This is a genomic window from Enhygromyxa salina, assembly GCF_002994615.1.
Lineage (GTDB): Bacteria > Myxococcota_A > Polyangia > Nannocystales > Nannocystaceae > Plesiocystis > Plesiocystis salina_A.
The window spans coordinates 1-16,918 of the sequence record NZ_PVNK01000127.1; the positions used below are offsets into that span (position 1 = coordinate 1).

The following is a 16,918-nucleotide window of genomic DNA, read 5'->3' on the forward strand; positions in this document are numbered from 1 at the left end:
GAGGGCGCGAAGCCAAAACGCCGCTGTACCGGGCGTACTGCAAGTTTTGGCGACAAAGCCCTCGGCGAAAAGGCCAAGCGAGGCGGCGCGAGGCATTGCACCCCGGGCTGCTAGCAGCCCGGGGTGCAATGCATCGTGTCGCCTCGCGCTGCGACGGCGATGCCCTGAGTCTGCGAGTTGGAGCAGCCTGGGGCCGCGGAGCACAGCCTCGGCGCCGTGTACCATGGCGTCGACATCATGAGCACCCTCGACCACTTCGAGAGCGCGTTTCGATCGGCGAGCAAGGACAGCTTCACCTGGGCCCCGCCGCTCATCCGCAAGATCCTCGTCGTCACCGATCTCGACGCCCCGGGCTCGGCCGAGTTCGAGGCCCAGATCGAGCCCCTGTTGACCGGGGTCCTCGCCCACACCGTGGCCGCTGGCGTCAGCCCCGAGCGCCGCGTGGTCAACGGCAGCGACTACACCCGCGTCGACGAGCTCCACCAGCTCGTCCAGGACTGGGGCCCGGACCTGCTGTGCACCTACCGCAACCTCCACAGCTCCGCGTGGTCGTTCAAGTTCTCGCTCGGTGAGTTCATCGACGTCCTGACCCAGGCGACGAGCGTGCCGGTCTTGATCACCCCGCACCCCCAGCAGGCCCAGACGGCCGCGCACGCGCTGCGCAACACCGACGTGGTCATGGCGATGACCGATCACTTGACCGGGTCCGAGCGCCTGGTCAATTTCGCCGCCGCCGTGACCCAGCCCGAGGGCAAGCTGTGGCTGAGCCACGTCGAGCCCGAGATCGCCTACGAGCGGATCCTCGACGCGATCGCCAAGATCCCCCAGATCAACACCGACACCGCCCGCAACCTGATCCGCGACAAGCTCCTCCAGCAGCCAACCGACTACGTCGAGGCCTGCCGCCAGGTCATCGCCGAGCACCGGCCCGCGCTCGAGGTCAAGCCCCTGGTCGTGATGGGTCACCACCTCGAGACCTACCGCCAGCTGATCCGCGACCACGAGGTCGATCTGCTGGTCATGAACACCAAAGACGAAGATCAGCTGGCGATGCACGGCATGGCCTACCCGATCGCCGTCGAGATCCGCGAGATCCCGCTGCTGCTGCTGTGACCGCCATGCCACCGCTGTCCCCTCTCCTCGCCTCGGCCCCCGAGACCGGCCACGAAGTCTCGCTGACGATCACCCTCGTGTTCACCGCCTTGTTGCTGGGCATGATCCTCGCGCTCGCGCTCGAGGAGAAGCTCCACGCCAAGAAGTCGCTGATCGTCGCCCTGTTCGCGGTCGTGTGCCTGTTCGTCGGGACCGCCGTCGACATCCTGCCCTTCGGCCCGGTCATCGTCGGCAGCCACGAGATCGACATGCCGATCTACATCCCGGCCGTCGACTGGGGCGTGATCGCGATCATCCTCGGCTCGAGCCTGTTCATCGACGTGACCAGCAAGTCCGGGCTGTTCACGTGGATTGCGATCAAGCTGACCAAGGCCTCGAAGGGCGAGCCTCGCCGGCTGCTGTGGCTCTACGGCCTGATGACCGTGGTGTTCTCGGCCGTGCTCAACAACGTCACCGCGATGCTGATCGTCGGCTCGCTGACCGGCGTGAGCCTCAAGAAGCTCGGCCGCGAGAAGTACCTGCTCGGCTTTTTGATCGTCGAGGGCCTGCTGACCAACATCGGCGGCCTCCTCACGCTGATCTCCTCGGTCCCCAACATCATCGTCGGGACCGCGGCCGGGATCAGCTTCGTCGAGTTCTTCTACAAGGCCAGCCCCTACGTGATCGTTGCGACGATCGTCACGGTCGCGCTGGGCATCCGCCTGTTCAAGATCGAGAAGCTGCCCGACGACGCCGCCCGCGAGGAGGCCGCCAAGCAGGTCGAGAGCTTCGACGAGAACGACGGCATCGAGTCCCAGGGCTTCTTCATGTTCGGGGCCGCGATGACCATCGCCTTCGTGCTCGTCATCGCCACGACCTCGATCCTGCCGTGGGTCAACGAGCTCGGCATGGGCTACGTGGCGCTGTCCTTCGGCGCGATCATGCTGATCCGCTACAAGAGCTCCGTCGACCAGTTCTACAAGGGCCTCGACTGGGATCTGCTCGGCTTCTTCGCCGCGTTGTTCGTGGTCATCAACGTCATGGAGCACGCCCAGGTCCTCGCGCTGATCGGCGAGGGCCTCGCGTGGATGATCGGCCTCGGCGAGACGACCGGGACCGCGCTGGTTTTGGTCTCGGCCGCGGGCTTCTCCTCGGTCACCGACAACATCCCCCTCGCCGCGATGCTGGCCAAGATCCTCGGCAACATGGGCACCGTGAGCACCGATCCCAAGTGGTGGTCGGTCGTGTTCGGGGCCAACCTCGGCGGCAACCTCACGCCGATCGGCTCGGCCTCGACGCTGGTCGCGGTCACGATCATCCACCGCTACAAGCTCGAGCTGAGCTTCGGGGCCTTCGTGCTCAAGGCCCTGCCCTACGCGCTGATCCAGATCGCGCTCGCGGTCGCCTACGTCCTGCTCTTCCTCGCCTGAGCCCACGCCACCGCGGGGCGCCCGCCCAAGCGGGTCGCCGCTGGCGCCGCCCCTCATGCGCGGTTCCCGGCAGCACCACTAAAGTAAACAACGGGTCTCGCCGCACGAGCGCTCGCGGGTAGGCTCCCCCCATGCGCGACTCCAAGCACGAGCCCGTCCGCCTGACCGCCTACGCCAGCGGAGGTGGTTGAGCCGCCAAGCTTCGGCTCTCGGACCTGGTCGAGGTCCTCGACGGGATGCTCCCGCCCGCAGCCGGGAGCGAGCACGTGGTCGTCGGACCGGAGCTGTCCGACGACGCCGCCGTCGTGCGCCTGCCGACCGAGGACGGATCCGAGGGGCCGCAGCTGATCCTGACGACCGACACGATCGCGCCGCTGGTCGACGAGCCCGAGGCCTTCGGCGCGATCGCGGCCGCCAACGCGATGTCGGACGTGTGGGCGATGGGCGGCCAGCCGCTGTGGGCGCTCAACTTGGTGTTCTTCCCCAATGACCAGCTGCCGCTGTCGATCCTGCGCCGGATCATGGCCGGCGCCCGAGACAAGTGCGCCGAGGCCAAGGTCTCGATCGTCGGGGGCCACACGGTCCGCAACGGCGATCTCAAATTCGGCCTCGCCGTGACCGGCATGCTCGCGCGCGGGCGTCGGCGCGCGCTGGCCAACACTCGCGCGCTGCCCGGCCAGGTCCTGATCTTGAGCAAGGCGCTCGGGACCGGGGTCATCGGCACCGCGATCAAGAAGCAGGTCGCGAGCGAGGCCGTGGTCGCGGCGGCGATCGCCTCGATGACCAAGCTCAACGCGACCGCCGCCACCCTCGCCCTCGACCACGGCGCGACCGCGTGCACCGACGTGACCGGCTTCGGCCTGCTCGGGCACCTGCGCAACATCTTGCGAGGCAGCCGCCTCCGGGCGCAGATCGATCTGCATCGCCTCCCGCTGCTGCCCGGCGCCCTCGAGCTCCTCGCCGCCGGCCACTACCCCGGCGGCAGCAAGTCCAACCTCGAGCACGTCGAGGGCTCGCTGCTGCGGCGCTACTCGAGCAACGACAAGGACGCCGCTCGCCGGACCCGGCTGGCGGCCGACGCCCAGACCAGCGGCGGGCTGCTCGTGTGCCTGCGCGCCGAGGAGGCCGAGCGCATGCTCGAGGAGCTGCGCGGGAGCGGGCACCAGGCCGCGATCATCGGGGAGCTGCTGCCCGCGAAGCCGGCTCAGATCGGTGAGATCGAGCTCCGCAGCGGGCGCTGAGGGCTGGCTGTTGGGCTTCTCGAGATGCGGTCGCGGCGACGTGTGCAGCTTTGAGGACTTGTCTCAGGGCGGGAGAATGTGGGCATCGAGCTCGATCCCCTGACACGCGTCTTCGACCTCGGCTCTCGCCGAGGGACACGACGCCCCCGGCCCACTGGTCGCCCACACTTCGTACTCCGAGCATGACAACTCGGCCAGACATGACAGTCCGCGCGCGAACGCATCCTCGCAAGCCGTCCCCTGCTCGACGCTCGCGTCCGCCTTGTCGTAGCAGTAAGACACGCAGCGCTCGAGCGCGTCCGCTTCGATCCCGGGGTCGACACAGGCCACCGTCTCGCAAATGGAGTCGCACGCCGCGTATTGTTCGGACGGCACCGGTTCGCGGTGGCATCCGAGCAAGACCGCACCGAAAGCCAGAGTGCGCCAGTGTACCCGCATTTAGGCCCCGGTGCGAATGGTCAGCTCGGGACAGCGGTCGGTCAGCAGGGCCTCCTCCGCCGCGCAGGGTGCGCCCTCTTCTTCTGCTGCCCACTGGTAGAACTCGTCGCAAGTCAGGCGGTCGAGGCATTCCAAGAGTTCCTGGTAGGCGTCGCTGCAATCGTAGTGACTCGCGTCTTCGACCCGCTCCTCGCAGGTGACCCTGCACCCTTGCTCCGCGTCCTCGGTCGGCTCCAGGGTTGGGTCACAAAAGGGCTTTATGCAGATCTTCTGGCACAGTGCGATCTGGTCTTCGCCGTCGCCAACGCTATCTCCCGAGCCCGACCGGTCACAGCTACCGCACACGAGAGCGAGAGCGAGAGCGAGAGGAATTGAGCGCAGTATCTCGAACATTTTTGAAACTCCTAGCATCGAGTAGCCGGATGTCAAAGCCGGCCGTGTCCGGGTCCGTATCCGAGAGGATATGCGCCGGAAGGGGGCACGACAGAGTCAACGCGAAACGTACCGTCACACTGGGACTGCCAGATGAGGCTGGCGTCCGTGTGCGGCGTGAACCAGAGGATGTCCGTACATCCGTTGCGATCGAAGTCCCTCAGGATCGGCGACGCGTCGTCGAAGATGGCTTGCGCCGGCGTCATGGTCTGGCTTGAGACGTCGTAGAACTGCACCTCCGAGTCCTGAGGCCGATAGACCATCAGGCTGTCCTTGGCGCCGTTGAGCCGGATGGCCGCCAACTTGCCCTTTCCGACCTGAAAGCTCGGGGAGAACATGCAGTTCGGGAGGGATGCCCAGTACGTGACGGTCTCCATTTCGAAGTCATACCATGCGATTTCATCCTGCTGGTCACCGTCGAAATCACCGGAAACACCATTATACTGCTGACTGGACAATCCACAGAGCGTCTTGTCAATCAAAGTCTCTTGGATCCCGCCCCCCGAGAAGCGCGTGAGGTGTACAATATCCTGAGTCGGGCTTACCCAGAGCATCGAACTCTGCCCGGACACGAGTTTACCCATAATCGGCGAGTAGTGCCCGTCAGTATATATCCGATCGTCGTAGTCGAGGCTCGATTCGATCTCACCTCCAACATCGCGCCACAACCTGTCGGCGGGGTCTTCAGGACGGTGCCACCATACACTACGATCGGCGGGGCCGAAGAATCGATCCAACACGATGGGGACATCGACGTTGGTCACCAAGTTGCCCGGAACGTCGGACACCACGCTGCCATCGAGATTCTTGAACAGCATCTCGTCGAAATCGCCGGGACCGTACATCAGCACATCGACCGGGCCTTCATGGTGGAGAAGAACAGGCTTCCAGTACGGAGCAGCCCCCGCGGAGCAGTCATTCTCATCGTAGCACCCGGTCGTCTCGACGAACTGAATCGGCTGATTGACTCCCCCGACCGACTCCCAGACGATGTACTGTCCGGCGGGACGGTGCCAGACGAGCGTCCCCGAGTCTGGCGGACCCGAGGCGCCGCCGATGATGGAGCGCGGCAGGTTGTAGATGTAACTGACCGTGGTCCGATCGAGCGTCGAAGGATACGGGGGCAACGGATTCGGGTTGGTTCCGAAACACTGAGGATAGCCCATGACAGAGTCCGAGTCGGCCGCCGTTACACCGCGGCCATCACCGTCATCGATACTGGACAAGTCACAAAGAGTCCCCTCGGGCTGCAAAAAACGAGCATGCTCGTGCGAAAGACCGAGAACGTGGCCGAGTTCATGTGTAATGGTGCGCTCGAGGCCTGCGGGACCCTGCAGGAATGCGTTGTCCCAGAGGTAGACAGTTCGGTCGCTTTCGGCGGCGTTCGGAGGGAAAGCCAAACCTTTAATCGTACAGAGGACGCCCCAGAGGCATGAGTCGCCCTCGTACCCCACGGTAAACAATGCGCCATCGTGGCTACAAGGCTCACCACCGCCGACCTCGATAAAGTTCACATCTGCTGCACTCTCCCAGGCGAGCGTGGCCGCACGCATGGTTTCCGTGGCTTGAGCCCTGTAGTTCTCCGGTGCGTCATTCCATGAATCATCAAAACAGTAAGAGAGAGCTAACTTCTGGCTCGGGCTCCAGATCTCATCGATCGCAAGTTCAGTGTCACAGTACACTGTCCCCCGAAACTGTTCTCTGGCCGGGCCCTGCTCTTCTCTGACATTTCCGTTGTAGCGCCAAAAGGCTGCTACGACCTGACGAAAATCATCAACTAAGAGATCGCCTTCAATGACCCAATGAGTACCATCTTGGGCCGTGATGACGTGATCCTGGACATATTTCTGCAACTCCGGGGATTCGATGACCAAATATCCATCGCCGCCCGAACCTCCCGTTTCGCCGTTGGGCCCCCAACTGCACCCAGCCAAACTGGGGTCGGGCTCATCAGGTGTACTGGGGCCACAACCCAGAGAGAAAACACAAGTCACACAAGCGAACCATCTCAGACGCGCATGTCTCATCGTGCGACGATATCATTGTCGCCCGGTTGCAATGTAACATATCGGGAACCCTCGATGTGCGTTTGCTCACTTGAGCATAGTGCGTTCCTCATCCGACCAGGACCGCTGAGTCGCAGGGACTGCGCGTCGCTGTTGGGGGATTGGCCGAAGTCGAGCTCGAGCTGGCCAGGCTCGCGGCGGCAGTCAGCCTCCAGCCTCAGCCGCGGCGGACGACCTCATTGAAATACGACAGCGTCGCCTGAGCGATCGCCTCGACAATCTGCCCGCGCCCGCCCTCGTCGAGGAGCAGCTTGCTCTCGTCCTCGTGATCCAAGAACCCAACCTCATGCAGGACCGCGGGCATCCGCGCGCCCATGAGCACGTCGAAGTTGGCCAGACGCACGCCGCGATCGACCCGGTTGGGGAAGCGCCGCGCCTGCTCGCGCTGGATCGCCGCGGCGTAGTGGGCGGCGTGCTTGCGGTCGTTGGTCATGCCGAGCTCGCGGAGCATGACCGCGACCTCGTCCCCGCCCGCGTCGCGCGGCCGGCCGAAGCCCTCGTCGTTCTCGCGCTGGGCCGTGAGCGCGGCGTCGTGGCTCGAGGCCTTGACGTCGAGCAAGAAGGTCTCGAAGCCGGTCTGATCCCCGTTGCGCGAGGCGTTGCAGTGGAGGCTCAAGAACAGGTCGGCCTCGACCTCGTTGGCGAAGCCGACGCGCTGCGTCAGGTGCAGGGTCTCGTCGGCCTCGCGGGTCAGGAGGACCTCGGCGTGGGGCATCAGATCCACGACCCGCCCGGCCAGGGATTGGGCCAGCATCAGGGTCAGCTGCTTCTCGTGGACTCCTCCGCGGTGTGCGCGACATCCGCCGTTCTCGCCGCCGTGACCGGGATCGATGACCAGGCGAAAGCCCTGCTCGATGACGGGCCGGGGAGCGGCCAGGGCTCGGGCCGGCCGGAGGACGGCGGCGCCAGCGGTGAGTGCGCTAAACCCGAGCAGGAAGTCACGTCGGTGCATGTCCTACATGTAGGATATTGTCGGTTCGCCTCAAAGAAAGCGCCGAAACTGGCTCTGGCCTTCTGGGCTCGGGCGGCGCTGCGTCTGCGGCCACGAGCGAGCTCCGGGGGTATATATCTTGCCCGTTGCGCCTCGAGAGCCACTCGCCGGAAGAAGAGCGCTCACCATGGGCGATCGCTGCCGTCGCGCTCGTCGCGGGGCTGCTCCAGATCATCGCGAGCATCGTCCTGGGTCTGGCGCGGCTCGAGAAGTTTACGGCGGCGGCCAACGAGGGCGCGTACATCTACCTCGTCGTCGGGGCGCTGCTCGGCGCGGGCGTGTTCTCGGTCTGGGTGGTCCGCTCGCGACCACAGCTCGCGGTGACCCTGGCCTTGGTCTGGCCGGCCGGGGTCTGGTACGGCCTGCGCGCCCACACCTCGACCCTCGGCCTCGCGTATCACGGCGAGTACATCCTCCATCACTTGTCGGCGCTGCTGTGCCTGGTCCTGGCGATCTCGGTCCCGATCGGCTGGGCCAAAGATCGTCGCCTCGGCAAGCTCGCCTTCGTGCCGCTGCTGCTCGCGCTGCCCGGCGCGCTGGCGCTGGCGGCCTCGCACCTCGGGCAGGTCCCGGTCGGACCGACGTGGCTGGCCGATCATCGCCTCGCGACGATCGGCGCCGCGCTGTTGCTGGCCTCGTGGCCCGTCGCGGCCGCGCTGTTCTGGTCCGAGCTCGGCCCGCGTCAGCGCCGGCCGCTGGTGTTCGTGCTCTTGCTCCCGCTCGCGGTCCGGGTCGGCTTCGCGGGCTGGGACGGGCTCTCGGGCGCGCTCGTCGAGCCCGAGGCGATCCCCTGGGTCGGGGCCGCGCTCGTGGTCACGGCGATCGCCACGCTGATCTTGCTGCGGCCACGGCTCGAGCTGTGGGTCATGGCCGTGGTCGGCGTGATCTGCCTGCTCGCCAGCATGTTCTTCTACTTCCTGTACGAGAACGGCTTCGGCGAGCTCGAGGACGGCCTCGGCGGTCTCTTGCAGTCGCTGTTTGGGTTCGCGGTCCCCTACCCCTCCTACGTCGACGACCTCCGCTCGGCGGCCCTGATGATGGGGCTGTTCTTCATGTTCGTGACCGTCTACTCGGCGCTGGTCTCGGCCGAGGATCGGGTCCGGGGCATCGCGTTGGGCCTGATGGTCATCGCCGGGCTCGGGTTCTCGAGCCCGCACCTGGTCCTGATGTTCGGGGTCGGGGCGCTGCTCGTCGTCGAGGGCATGCTGCCCGGGGCCCCGCACCGCGAGCTCGGGTCCCGGCAGGCCGCGGCCGACGCTGCGGCGATCGAGCGCGCGCTCGCCTACGACGATGGCCCGCCGCGCGATCTCGCCAGCGTCCGCGAGCTCATCGAGGGTCTGGCCGAGCGCCTCGGCCTCGATCCACCGACGGCGGTCGAGACCGAGTCCGGCGCCGGGATGATCGGCCTGCGCGGAGAGCTGCTCGGGCCCGAAGGTCGCGCGGAGGGCGGGCCGGTCCTCGATCTGCGCGCCCGCGTCGAGCCCGGCTCGACCCGCATCGAGCTCAGCGTCGGGTTGCCCGGGCGCGAGGAGCCGGTGTTCGAGCTGGTCCCCGATCCGGGCAAGCGCGGCCGACGTCCAGACCACCTGCTGTCGCGCAGCCACCGGGTCCACGGGGAGCTGCGCGCGCTCGAGGCCTTCGGTGACGCCCCCCTCGACGCGCTGACCAGCTTCCCGACGGCCTACCTGCGCGCCTGGGACGGAGGCGTGGACGTCGATCTCGGCCGCGAGCTCGTCGGCCTGCGCGTCGATCAACTCGACGCGCTGGTCCGGTCCGTGGCCAAGGCCCTGGAGCCCGCACAGCGGTGAACACCGGACCCCTGCACCGCAGCCTGCGCTTCGCCGAGATCGAGCTCCTGTCGCCCTACGAGCTCGCGGCGAGCCACGACGATCGTCGCCACGTCGCGCTGCTCGAGGAGCCCGGCGCGCCGTCGGAGCTCGGCCGCTACGCCTACTTTTGCACCGACCCCTTCTGGGAATTTCGGACCAAGCGCGGGCGCTGCTGGGCCGGGCCTCCCGACGACCTGCGCGCGCTCGAGGGCGATCCCCTCGCCGAGCTCGCCGGCCTGCTCGAGCGCTACCGCTGCGACACTTCAACCTGGCAGCCGGGCCTCCCGCCCTTCGTCGGCGGCGCGGTCGGCTACCTCGGCTACGAGCTCCTGTACCTGATCGAGGACGTCCCCGACCGCGGCCGCGACGACCTCGCGCTGCCCGACGCCGAGCTGCTGTTCTACGGCCTCGTCTACGCCAGCGACCGCGTCGAGGGCCGCAGCTTCATCCTGGCCACGGGCTTCGGCGCCAGCCCCGAGCAGGCCCAGGCCCAGGCCCAGGCCCGGCTCGCCGAGGGACAGCGCGTCGTCGAGCGCCATGCGCGTGACCCGGGCCCGCCCGCCGCGGCCGAGGTCGAGCGGCTCCGGGCGCGCGCCCGGGCGGCCCGAGCCCAGGACCCGCGCCTGCTCGAGGTCCACCTCCACGAGCGCCGGATCACCCCGACCGTCGACCGCCTCGCCTACCTCGCCTCGATCGAGCAAGCCAAGCGAGAGATCCTGGCCGGCAACGTGTTCGAGGTCTGCCTGACCCAGCGCTTCGATCTGCCCCGGCAGACCTTGCCAGCGCAGCTTCGCCAGCTCTACGGGGCCCTGCGCGCGGTCAACCCGGCGCCGATGAGCGCGTACCTGCGCCTCGGCGAGATCGAGGTCCTGTCGGCCTCGCCCGAGCGCTTCTTGAGCCTCGATCGCGCGGGCGCGGTCGAGACCCGGCCGATCAAGGGCACCCGCCCCCGCGGCGCCAGCGAGGCCGAAGACCGGGCCCTCGGCGACGAGCTGCGCGGCGCCGCCAAGGACCGGGCCGAGAACCTGATGATCGTCGATCTGTGCCGCAACGATCTGGGCAAGGTCTGCCAATTCGGGACGGTCCGGGTCAGCGAGCTGTGCGGCGTGCACCCCTACGAGTTCACCTGGCACATGGTCTCGACGATCCGCGGGGTCCTGCGCGAGGGCCTCGGGCCCGTCGACTTGCTCCGCGCGACCTTCCCCGGCGGCTCGATGACCGGCGCGCCCAAGATCGAGGCGATGAAGATCATCGACCGGCTCGAGCCGACCAAGCGCGGGGTGTTCTCGGGCGCGATCGGCTTCTTCGACTTCGACGGAGCCCTCGATCTGAGCATCGTGATCCGGACGCTGGTCAAGTCCCCCGAGCTCGTCACCTTCCACGTCGGCGGCGCGATCGTGGCTGACTCGGACCCGGCCGAGGAGTACCAGGAGACCCTCGACAAGGCCCACGGCCTCGTCCTCGCCATCGACCTGGCCCGACGGGAGCGCAGTCGCTGACATGCCCTACCGCCTGCTGATCCTCGATAACTACGACTCCTTCGCCTACAACATCTACCAGGCGCTGGGCGAGCTGACCCAGACGGCGGCCAAGGTCTACCGCAACGACCGCGTGTCGCTGGCCGAGGTCCTCGCCGACGACCCGACCCACGTGTTCATCTCGCCGGGCCCCGGCAACCCCGAAGATCCGGCCTACTTTGGGATCTGCGCCGAGGTCGTCAAGACCCTGGGCCCGCGGCAGGTCCCGATCCTCGGCGTGTGTCTGGGTCACCAGGGCCTCGGCGCCGCGCTCGGTGCCCGCGTGACCCGGGCACCGCAGGTCATGCACGGCAAGCAGAGCACGATCGAGCACGACGGCCAGGGCCTGTTCGCCGGCCTGCCCTGCCCGCTCACGGTCATGCGCTACCACTCGCTGATGCTCGACGAGGCCAGCTTGCCGCCGCAGCTCGCGGTCACCAGCCGCACGCGCGAGGGCCTGGTCATGAGCGTCGCCCACCGTGAGCAGCGCGTGGCCGGCGTGCAGTTTCACCCCGAGTCGATCGGCACCGAGCACGGCGCCGAGCTCCTGCGCAATTTCCTGGCCTGGTGACGCCGCTCAGCCGTCGCCGTCGCCGTCGCCGACGTGGATCCGCGCCAGGCTCGAGGACTCAGTCAAAGCCTGGGCCGATGCCGTCAAGCTCGAGCTCAGCGGGCGGCCCGGCTTGGTCACCCTCGCCCAAGCTCCGATCCTCGACCTCGACCTCGACCTCGATCTCGCGCCCGCCGTCCTCGAGATCGCGGACCTTGACGACGACCTCCTCGTCCTTGAAGCCGCGCGAGTGGAGGTCGGCGAGCAGCTGCGCGCGGGCCTCCTCGAGGTCGGCCTCGCGCAGCGACACCCGAAACGCCCGGTGGGCCAGGCGGCGCGCCCAGATCGTATCGATCTCACCCTCGAGCGCGGTCTCGACGATCTCGGCATCGGCGAGGGCCGGGAATTGTTCACGCAGCTCCGGCTCGATCTCGCCGAGCGCGAGGCCCTGATCCCACAAGCGGATCTGCATCAAGGTCTGGGGCTCGCCGCCCCCGGCTTGGACCTGCTCGCGCACGAGCACGTCGACCTCGGCCGCGTCGCTGCGCTCGCGCACGTAGCGGGCGATCTCGCTGGCGGGCAGGCGCTCACCATCGGCCGGGCGAATCTCGACGCTGAGCCCGAGCGGGATGTCGTAGGAGGTCGGCAGCACGCACGCGCCGACGATCGCCACCATCAGGGCTCCGAACGCGAGCGCGACGCGATGACTGACGAGCAGCGCGAGCAGGCCAACGCCGCCGCCGCGGGTCTCCTTGGCGCCCGCCCCCGCGCCCCCAGGTTGAGCGTAGCGCGCTGCCCATGCCGACACGGCCGCTTGTTCGGCGCTCGGGCGCAGCGGCGGCGGGTCCACGCGGGGGGCATGGAGCTCGCGGAGCAGCTCCTTGGTCGAGGGGTCAGAGGGCATGGGACACCTCCGCTTTCTGCTCGTCTTCGAGCATGCGCGAGCGAGCTCGAAGCTCGCGGACGGCCCGGGAGATCCGCTTGCGCACCGCCGACTCGCGCAGACCGAGCAGCTCGGCGATCTCGGCGTGGCGCAGGCCGTCGCCGTAGCGCATGGCCAGGAGCTGACGGGTCTCGGTTGGGCACTCGGCGACCAACGCCCGGACCCAGGCGGTCCGCTCGTCGGCGATCATGTGGTCGAGCGGCCCGGTGGTCTCGCGCAGGCCGTCGGCGATGACCTCGAGCGCGACCGCGCTCTTGCGCGTGCGGTAGTGATCGATGACCGCGTTGCGAGCGATCCGCAGCGCCCACGCCCGGACCGAGCCCCGCGCGGGGTCGAAGTCGGCGAGGTGCTCGACCACGCGCCGAAACACGTCGGCGACCAGCTCTTCGGCGTCGGCCGCCGAGTCGACCCGACGCGCGACGTAGCGCGCGACGAGGGGCTGGAGCTCTCGGTACAGGCGCGTGAACGCCCGGCGATCACCAGCGACGGCCTTGCGGACCCAGCGGGCCAGCGGATCGCGCATAGCGAGCATCGAGACAGCTCTACGAGCGGCGCCCGGATCTGTGACCGGATCCGAGCCGGAGAATTGATCACCTGACCAATTTGATCATCGAGTCGAACCACCCGGGCCGTCCGGCGAGCTGCTCGAGCTCGCCATCGTCGAGGTACACGCCCCCGCACGAGAAGCACTTGTCGACCTTCACGCCGCGGAATTCGACCTCTTGGAGCTCGGCTCCGCACTTGGCGCAGCGCATCCAGTGCAGCTCCTTGAGCTTGGCCCGGTCTTCTTCGGCGAGCTCGGCCTGCTTGGCGCGCACGGCCTCGCGGCGCTTCTCCATCTCTTGGCGGAGGATGTACTCCTCTTCGTTCTCACTTGGGCGTGACATGTGGCTCCTTGCTGTGATGGGGGCTTCAGCCCCCCGAGTCCGCGGGTGGGTCCGCGGATGGGTCCGCGGGTGGCGTGGGCTCGGGGGCGGGTGTGGGCTCGGGCTCGGCCTGGCTCGGCTTGTTCTTGCTGAGGTAGGCCTTCGCGGTGGCGTTGTTGGGGTCGACCTGCAGGAGCCGCTCGTAGAGATCGGTGGCCCGCGCAGTGGCGCCGGTCTTGGCGGCGACCTTGGCGGCGCCGCGCAGCGCGAATTTGCTCTTGGGCGACTGCTGAAGCGCGCGATCGAAGAACTGGTCTGCGCGCCCGTTGTTGCCCTGCGCCGCGTAGCCCTCGGCGAGGCACACGAGCACGTCGATGTTCTTGGGCTGGCGGTCGAAGGCCTTGAGCAGGGTCTTGATCCCGCCGGCCGCGTCGCCCGACGAGACCTGCGTGCAGCCGCGCTCGAGCAGGCGGTCGAAGCTCGATCCGCCGCCGCCGCCGCCGCCTCCGCCTCCGCCTCCGCCTCCGCCAGGCGGTGGTGGCGCCTTGGCCACGCTGGGATCGCCCCCCTCGCCAGCCTCGCCAGCCTCGCCCAGCCCACCGGTCTCGCCCTCGCCCGCCCCGTCGTCGCCCGCGTCACCGGGGCCGAACTGCGAGCGAATCGCGAGCGCGACGATCTGATCGGGGGCCGCGACGAGCAGCCGCTCGGCGGTGTTGCGAGCTGCGGTCTCGTCGCCAGCCCGGAGCAGCGCCAGCGCCAGCGCGCTGTCGCCGAGGCCCGTGCGCGGCGGCGGCAGCCCCTGGAGTCCGGCGACGAGCCCCGGGGGCACAGGCGCGTCGAGATCTTGCCACAGCACCGCCGCTCGCACGATCAGCGCGGTCTCGGTCGCGGCCTCGGGGACGTGGGGCAGGACCTCGGCCTCGCTCCGGCCGCTCGCTAGCCGCGCGAAGGCCCGGACCTCGGCCAGCCGATCGATGTCGGTTGCGCCTTCGAGCCCGTCGACCAGCCGCTCGCCATCCTCTTGATCTTCGCTCGCCCGACGGCGGAAGTCCTCGCGCTGATCGGGGTCGATCGCGGCCGCGATCTCGTAGGCGAGCGCGCGGCTGATCAGCAGGTCCGCGAGCGCGAGCTCCATCGAAGCCTGAGTCGGGGCGTCGGCGTCGCTGGCGTCGATCGCCCGCTGGAGCTCGGCCTCGGCCTTGGCGAGGTCGGCCACGCCCAGGCGCCGCGTGGCCCGCTCGGCGGCCGCGACCTCGGGCCGCGCGGTGGCCTGGACCGGGGCGTCTTGCTGGCCACCGCCGAGGTTGAGCAGCTTCTCGCGGATCTGCGGCACGCCAAACATCACCCCGACGGCCGCGATCACGCCGAGAAAGGCGATCAGACCCGGTCCGACGCCGCGCCGCTTGACGGGCGTGAACGCGGCGGGCTCATCGGGAGGAGCCGGCCGCTCGTCGTCGAGATCGAGCTCGAGCGCCCGCCCCTCGGCGCGCTTGGGCCGCTTGTTCGCCGCGCGCCGGGGCGCGTCGCGGTCGCTGTCGTCGAGCTCGAGCGCGGGGCCATCTGCCTGGCGGGGGCGCTTTTTCACCGGGCGGGTCAGCGCGTCATCGTCGGCCAGCTCGAACGAGAAGTCGTCCGCGAGAGCGGGGCGCTTGGACGCGCCGGGGCGAACGCGCGTCGTGGCGTCGGTCCCAGGCTCATCGTCGTCGACCGCGAGGAACTCGCCGGCCCAGCTGCGCGCGGCCTCCGGCTCATCGATCTCGTCGAGCTTGGCGCGGCTGAGGCCGAGCTCGTCGTCCGGTTCTGCGCTGGGGCCAACGTTCAGGTTCAGGTTGAGCGACTCGATGTCGACCGGCGGCGGCGGGACGCTGCGCGGCGGAGACAGGGGCGCTCGCGCGCTCGCTTGCTTCGGCGCGGCCGCGACCTGCGCAGGAGGCTGCGCGGGAGCTGGCGGCGGCGGCGGCGGCGGCTCGGGGGCCGGCGGCGCGACCGGCTTGACGACGGGCTCGATGGCCCCGAATTGGGCAAAGGCAGCGGAGAACTCCGGCATGCTCCCGATCCGGACCCAGCTCTGACCGGTGCGCGAGACCTGATCGTCGGGGTGGAGGCGACCCTCGTCGATCCACTGACGCATGGTCGCCACGTCGGGCGCGGTGAAGCTGGCGTCGTCGGTCGTGTGGATCTGCCACCCCGGGGGCTGAGCGGACGCCGACTCGACCTTGAACACGTGCTTGCAGACCGAGCAGCGCACGGTGATGCCTTCACCGACCTGCGTGTCGTCGAAACCGAACTCGGTCCCGCACTGCGGGCAGCGAACGATCATCCATGCCTCCGCGCCGGGCGTCGACCGAGCTCAGCGCTGGCTGGCGCGCGCTCCGATGGGCTGACTTGGTTGGCGGCCATCCGGGACGGGCACTCTAGCAGGCCGCTGAACAACCCACCACGCCCCAGAGCACGCCTCTGAGGTCCTGTTCATGCCCAGGTGTCAGGAGGCCAGTCCGAAGAACGAGCCACCGACCGCCATGACCCCAGCCACGAGCAGGATCAGCCCGAAGTACTGCATCGCGACCGGCGCCTTGTCCTTGACGGGCTCGATGCCGGCTTCGGCCTTGCACCTCGGGCAGACCTTGTGCTCGTCGTCCGGCTCGGCCTCGATCGGCGTGTGGCAGTAACTGCACACGTAGCGCATGTAGCCGAACTACGACGGGCGCCCGGTCCTGTCAATCTCGGACCTTTGCTGGCTTTACCAGGGCTTCACCTCCCGCGAGCAGGACGCGAAGACGCGGCTCCCGAGTGTGTGGCACCATCGTGCGGTGCGGATCCTGCTCATCGAAGATGACGAGCGCCTCGCCGAGCGCACCGCGGAGTACCTGCGCACCCACAAGGCGGAGGTCGAGATCGTGGGTGACGGCGAGCGCGGGCTCGAGCGCGCCGCGGCCGGCGAGCACGACATCGTGCTCCTCGACCTCATGTTGCCGGGCATCGAGGGCCTCGATCTGTGCCGCAGGCTGCGCCAGCGGTCCAAGATCCCCGTCATCATCCTCAGCGCGCGCGGCGAGGAGGTCGACCGCATCGTCGGGCTCGAGGTCGGAGCTGACGACTATCTGCCCAAGCCCTTCTCCCCCCGCGAGCTGCTCGCCCGAATTCGCGCGGTCCTGCGCCGCCACGCCACGACCAGCAGCGTCGAGGCCGAGACCCTCGAGCTCGGGGCCCTCGCGATCGACCGAGCTCGGCGCATCGCCACGGTCTCCGGCAACGCCTGCGAGCTCACAGCTTACCAATTCGATCTCCTCTGGATCCTCGCGTCGCAGGCCGAGCGGGTCCTGAGCCGCAACCAGCTCCACGCCCAGGTCCGGACCCTGCGCGGCGAGCCGCCCCAGGAATTCGACCCGAGCGTCGACCGCTCGATCGACGTGCACCTGAGCAAGGTCCGCCAGTCGCTCGCGGCCGCCGACGCCAGCGCAGGCTCGAACTTGATCAAGACCGTCCGCGGGGTCGGCTACGTGCTCTCGGCTGACGGCTGATC

The 16,918-nt window shown here is 68.6% G+C and carries 14 protein-coding genes and 1 pseudogene; 7 read left to right on the plus strand and 8 right to left on the minus strand.

The genetic code is table 11. The features are described from left to right. The first annotated feature begins 237 nt into the window (after nt 1-237). The 3 genes and pseudogenes from ENSA5_RS13000 to selD all read left to right on the plus strand — a co-directional run. On the plus strand, nt 238-1,113 hold the full coding sequence (locus ENSA5_RS13000; RefSeq protein WP_146155637.1) for a hypothetical protein: 876 nt from the start codon (nt 238-240) through the stop codon (nt 1,111-1,113). A gap of 5 nt (nt 1,114-1,118) precedes the next feature. Then, the gene (locus ENSA5_RS13005) at nt 1,119-2,522 is read left to right on the plus strand and encodes an ArsB/NhaD family transporter (protein WP_146155638.1); all 1,404 of its coding nucleotides are present in this window, start codon (nt 1,119-1,121) and stop codon (nt 2,520-2,522) included. 203 nt (nt 2,523-2,725) lie between these two features. Next, nucleotides 2,726-3,763: pseudogene (gene selD / locus ENSA5_RS13010) on the plus strand (selenide, water dikinase SelD); the annotation flags it as partial. Nucleotides 3,764-4,201: 438 nt separating this feature from the next. Here selD and ENSA5_RS13020 read toward each other — a convergent pair. From ENSA5_RS13020 to ENSA5_RS13030, 3 genes are all read right to left on the minus strand, one after another. Further along, the gene (locus ENSA5_RS13020; protein WP_106391971.1) at nt 4,202-4,594 is read right to left on the minus strand and encodes a hypothetical protein; all 393 of its coding nucleotides are present in this window, start codon (nt 4,592-4,594) and stop codon (nt 4,202-4,204) included. Between the two features lie 32 nt (nt 4,595-4,626). Then, the gene (locus tag ENSA5_RS35925; RefSeq protein ID WP_146155639.1) at nt 4,627-6,507 is read right to left on the minus strand and encodes a zinc metalloprotease; all 1,881 of its coding nucleotides are present in this window, start codon (nt 6,505-6,507) and stop codon (nt 4,627-4,629) included. 349 nt (nt 6,508-6,856) lie between these two features. Continuing rightward, nucleotides 6,857-7,651 carry an N-acetylmuramoyl-L-alanine amidase family protein gene (locus ENSA5_RS13030; RefSeq protein WP_106391973.1) on the minus strand — a complete coding sequence of 265 codons (795 nt, stop codon included), beginning with the start codon at nt 7,649-7,651 and terminating at the stop codon, nt 6,857-6,859. Between the two features lie 125 nt (nt 7,652-7,776). On the opposite strand from ENSA5_RS13030, the gene ENSA5_RS13035 reads away from it, so the two are divergent. From ENSA5_RS13035 to ENSA5_RS13045, 3 genes are read left to right on the plus strand one after another with little or no spacing between them, the layout of a single operon-like run. Then, entirely contained in the window at nt 7,777-9,498 is a 1,722-nt protein-coding gene (locus tag ENSA5_RS13035) for a hypothetical protein (protein ID WP_106391974.1), read from the plus strand. Continuing rightward, nucleotides 9,495-11,018, plus strand: a complete 1,524-nt coding sequence (locus ENSA5_RS13040; protein WP_106391975.1) for an anthranilate synthase component I family protein — start codon at nt 9,495-9,497, stop codon at nt 11,016-11,018. The genes ENSA5_RS13035 and ENSA5_RS13040 overlap by 4 nt, the downstream gene beginning before the upstream one ends. A 1-nt stretch (nt 11,019) precedes the next feature. After that, nucleotides 11,020-11,607: an anthranilate synthase component II gene (locus ENSA5_RS13045; protein ID WP_106391976.1), complete on the plus strand. Its 588-nt coding sequence runs from the start codon at nt 11,020-11,022 to the stop codon at nt 11,605-11,607. A gap of 58 nt (nt 11,608-11,665) precedes the next feature. On the opposite strand, the gene ENSA5_RS13050 is transcribed toward ENSA5_RS13045, so the two are convergent. The 5 genes from ENSA5_RS13050 to ENSA5_RS13070 form a co-directional block, all read right to left on the minus strand. Next, a complete protein-coding gene (locus ENSA5_RS13050) occupies nt 11,666-12,490 on the minus strand; it encodes a hypothetical protein (protein ID WP_106391977.1) in 825 nt (274 codons plus the stop codon). Then, nucleotides 12,480-13,061 (minus strand): RNA polymerase sigma factor, encoded by a 582-nt coding sequence (locus ENSA5_RS13055; RefSeq protein WP_106391978.1) that lies wholly within the window; start codon nt 13,059-13,061, stop codon nt 12,480-12,482. Before ENSA5_RS13055 ends, ENSA5_RS13050 begins: the two co-directional genes overlap by 11 nt. A gap of 58 nt (nt 13,062-13,119) precedes the next feature. Further along, nucleotides 13,120-13,416 carry a TFIIB-type zinc ribbon-containing protein gene (locus ENSA5_RS13060; protein WP_106391979.1) on the minus strand — a complete coding sequence of 99 codons (297 nt, stop codon included), beginning with the start codon at nt 13,414-13,416 and terminating at the stop codon, nt 13,120-13,122. Between the two features lie 25 nt (nt 13,417-13,441). Then, on the minus strand, nt 13,442-15,715 hold the full coding sequence (locus tag ENSA5_RS13065) for a zinc-ribbon domain-containing protein (RefSeq protein WP_106391980.1): 2,274 nt from the start codon (nt 15,713-15,715) through the stop codon (nt 13,442-13,444). A gap of 162 nt (nt 15,716-15,877) precedes the next feature. Beyond that, nucleotides 15,878-16,081, minus strand: coding sequence for a hypothetical protein (locus ENSA5_RS13070; protein WP_106391981.1), 204 nt, complete (start codon nt 16,079-16,081; stop codon nt 15,878-15,880). Between the two features lie 124 nt (nt 16,082-16,205). Here ENSA5_RS13070 and ENSA5_RS13075 point away from each other — a divergent pair, with 124 nt between their 5' ends. Next, nucleotides 16,206-16,916 carry a response regulator transcription factor gene (locus tag ENSA5_RS13075; protein WP_258182832.1) on the plus strand — a complete coding sequence of 237 codons (711 nt, stop codon included), beginning with the start codon at nt 16,206-16,208 and terminating at the stop codon, nt 16,914-16,916. Nucleotides 16,917-16,918: the final 2 nt, after the last annotated feature.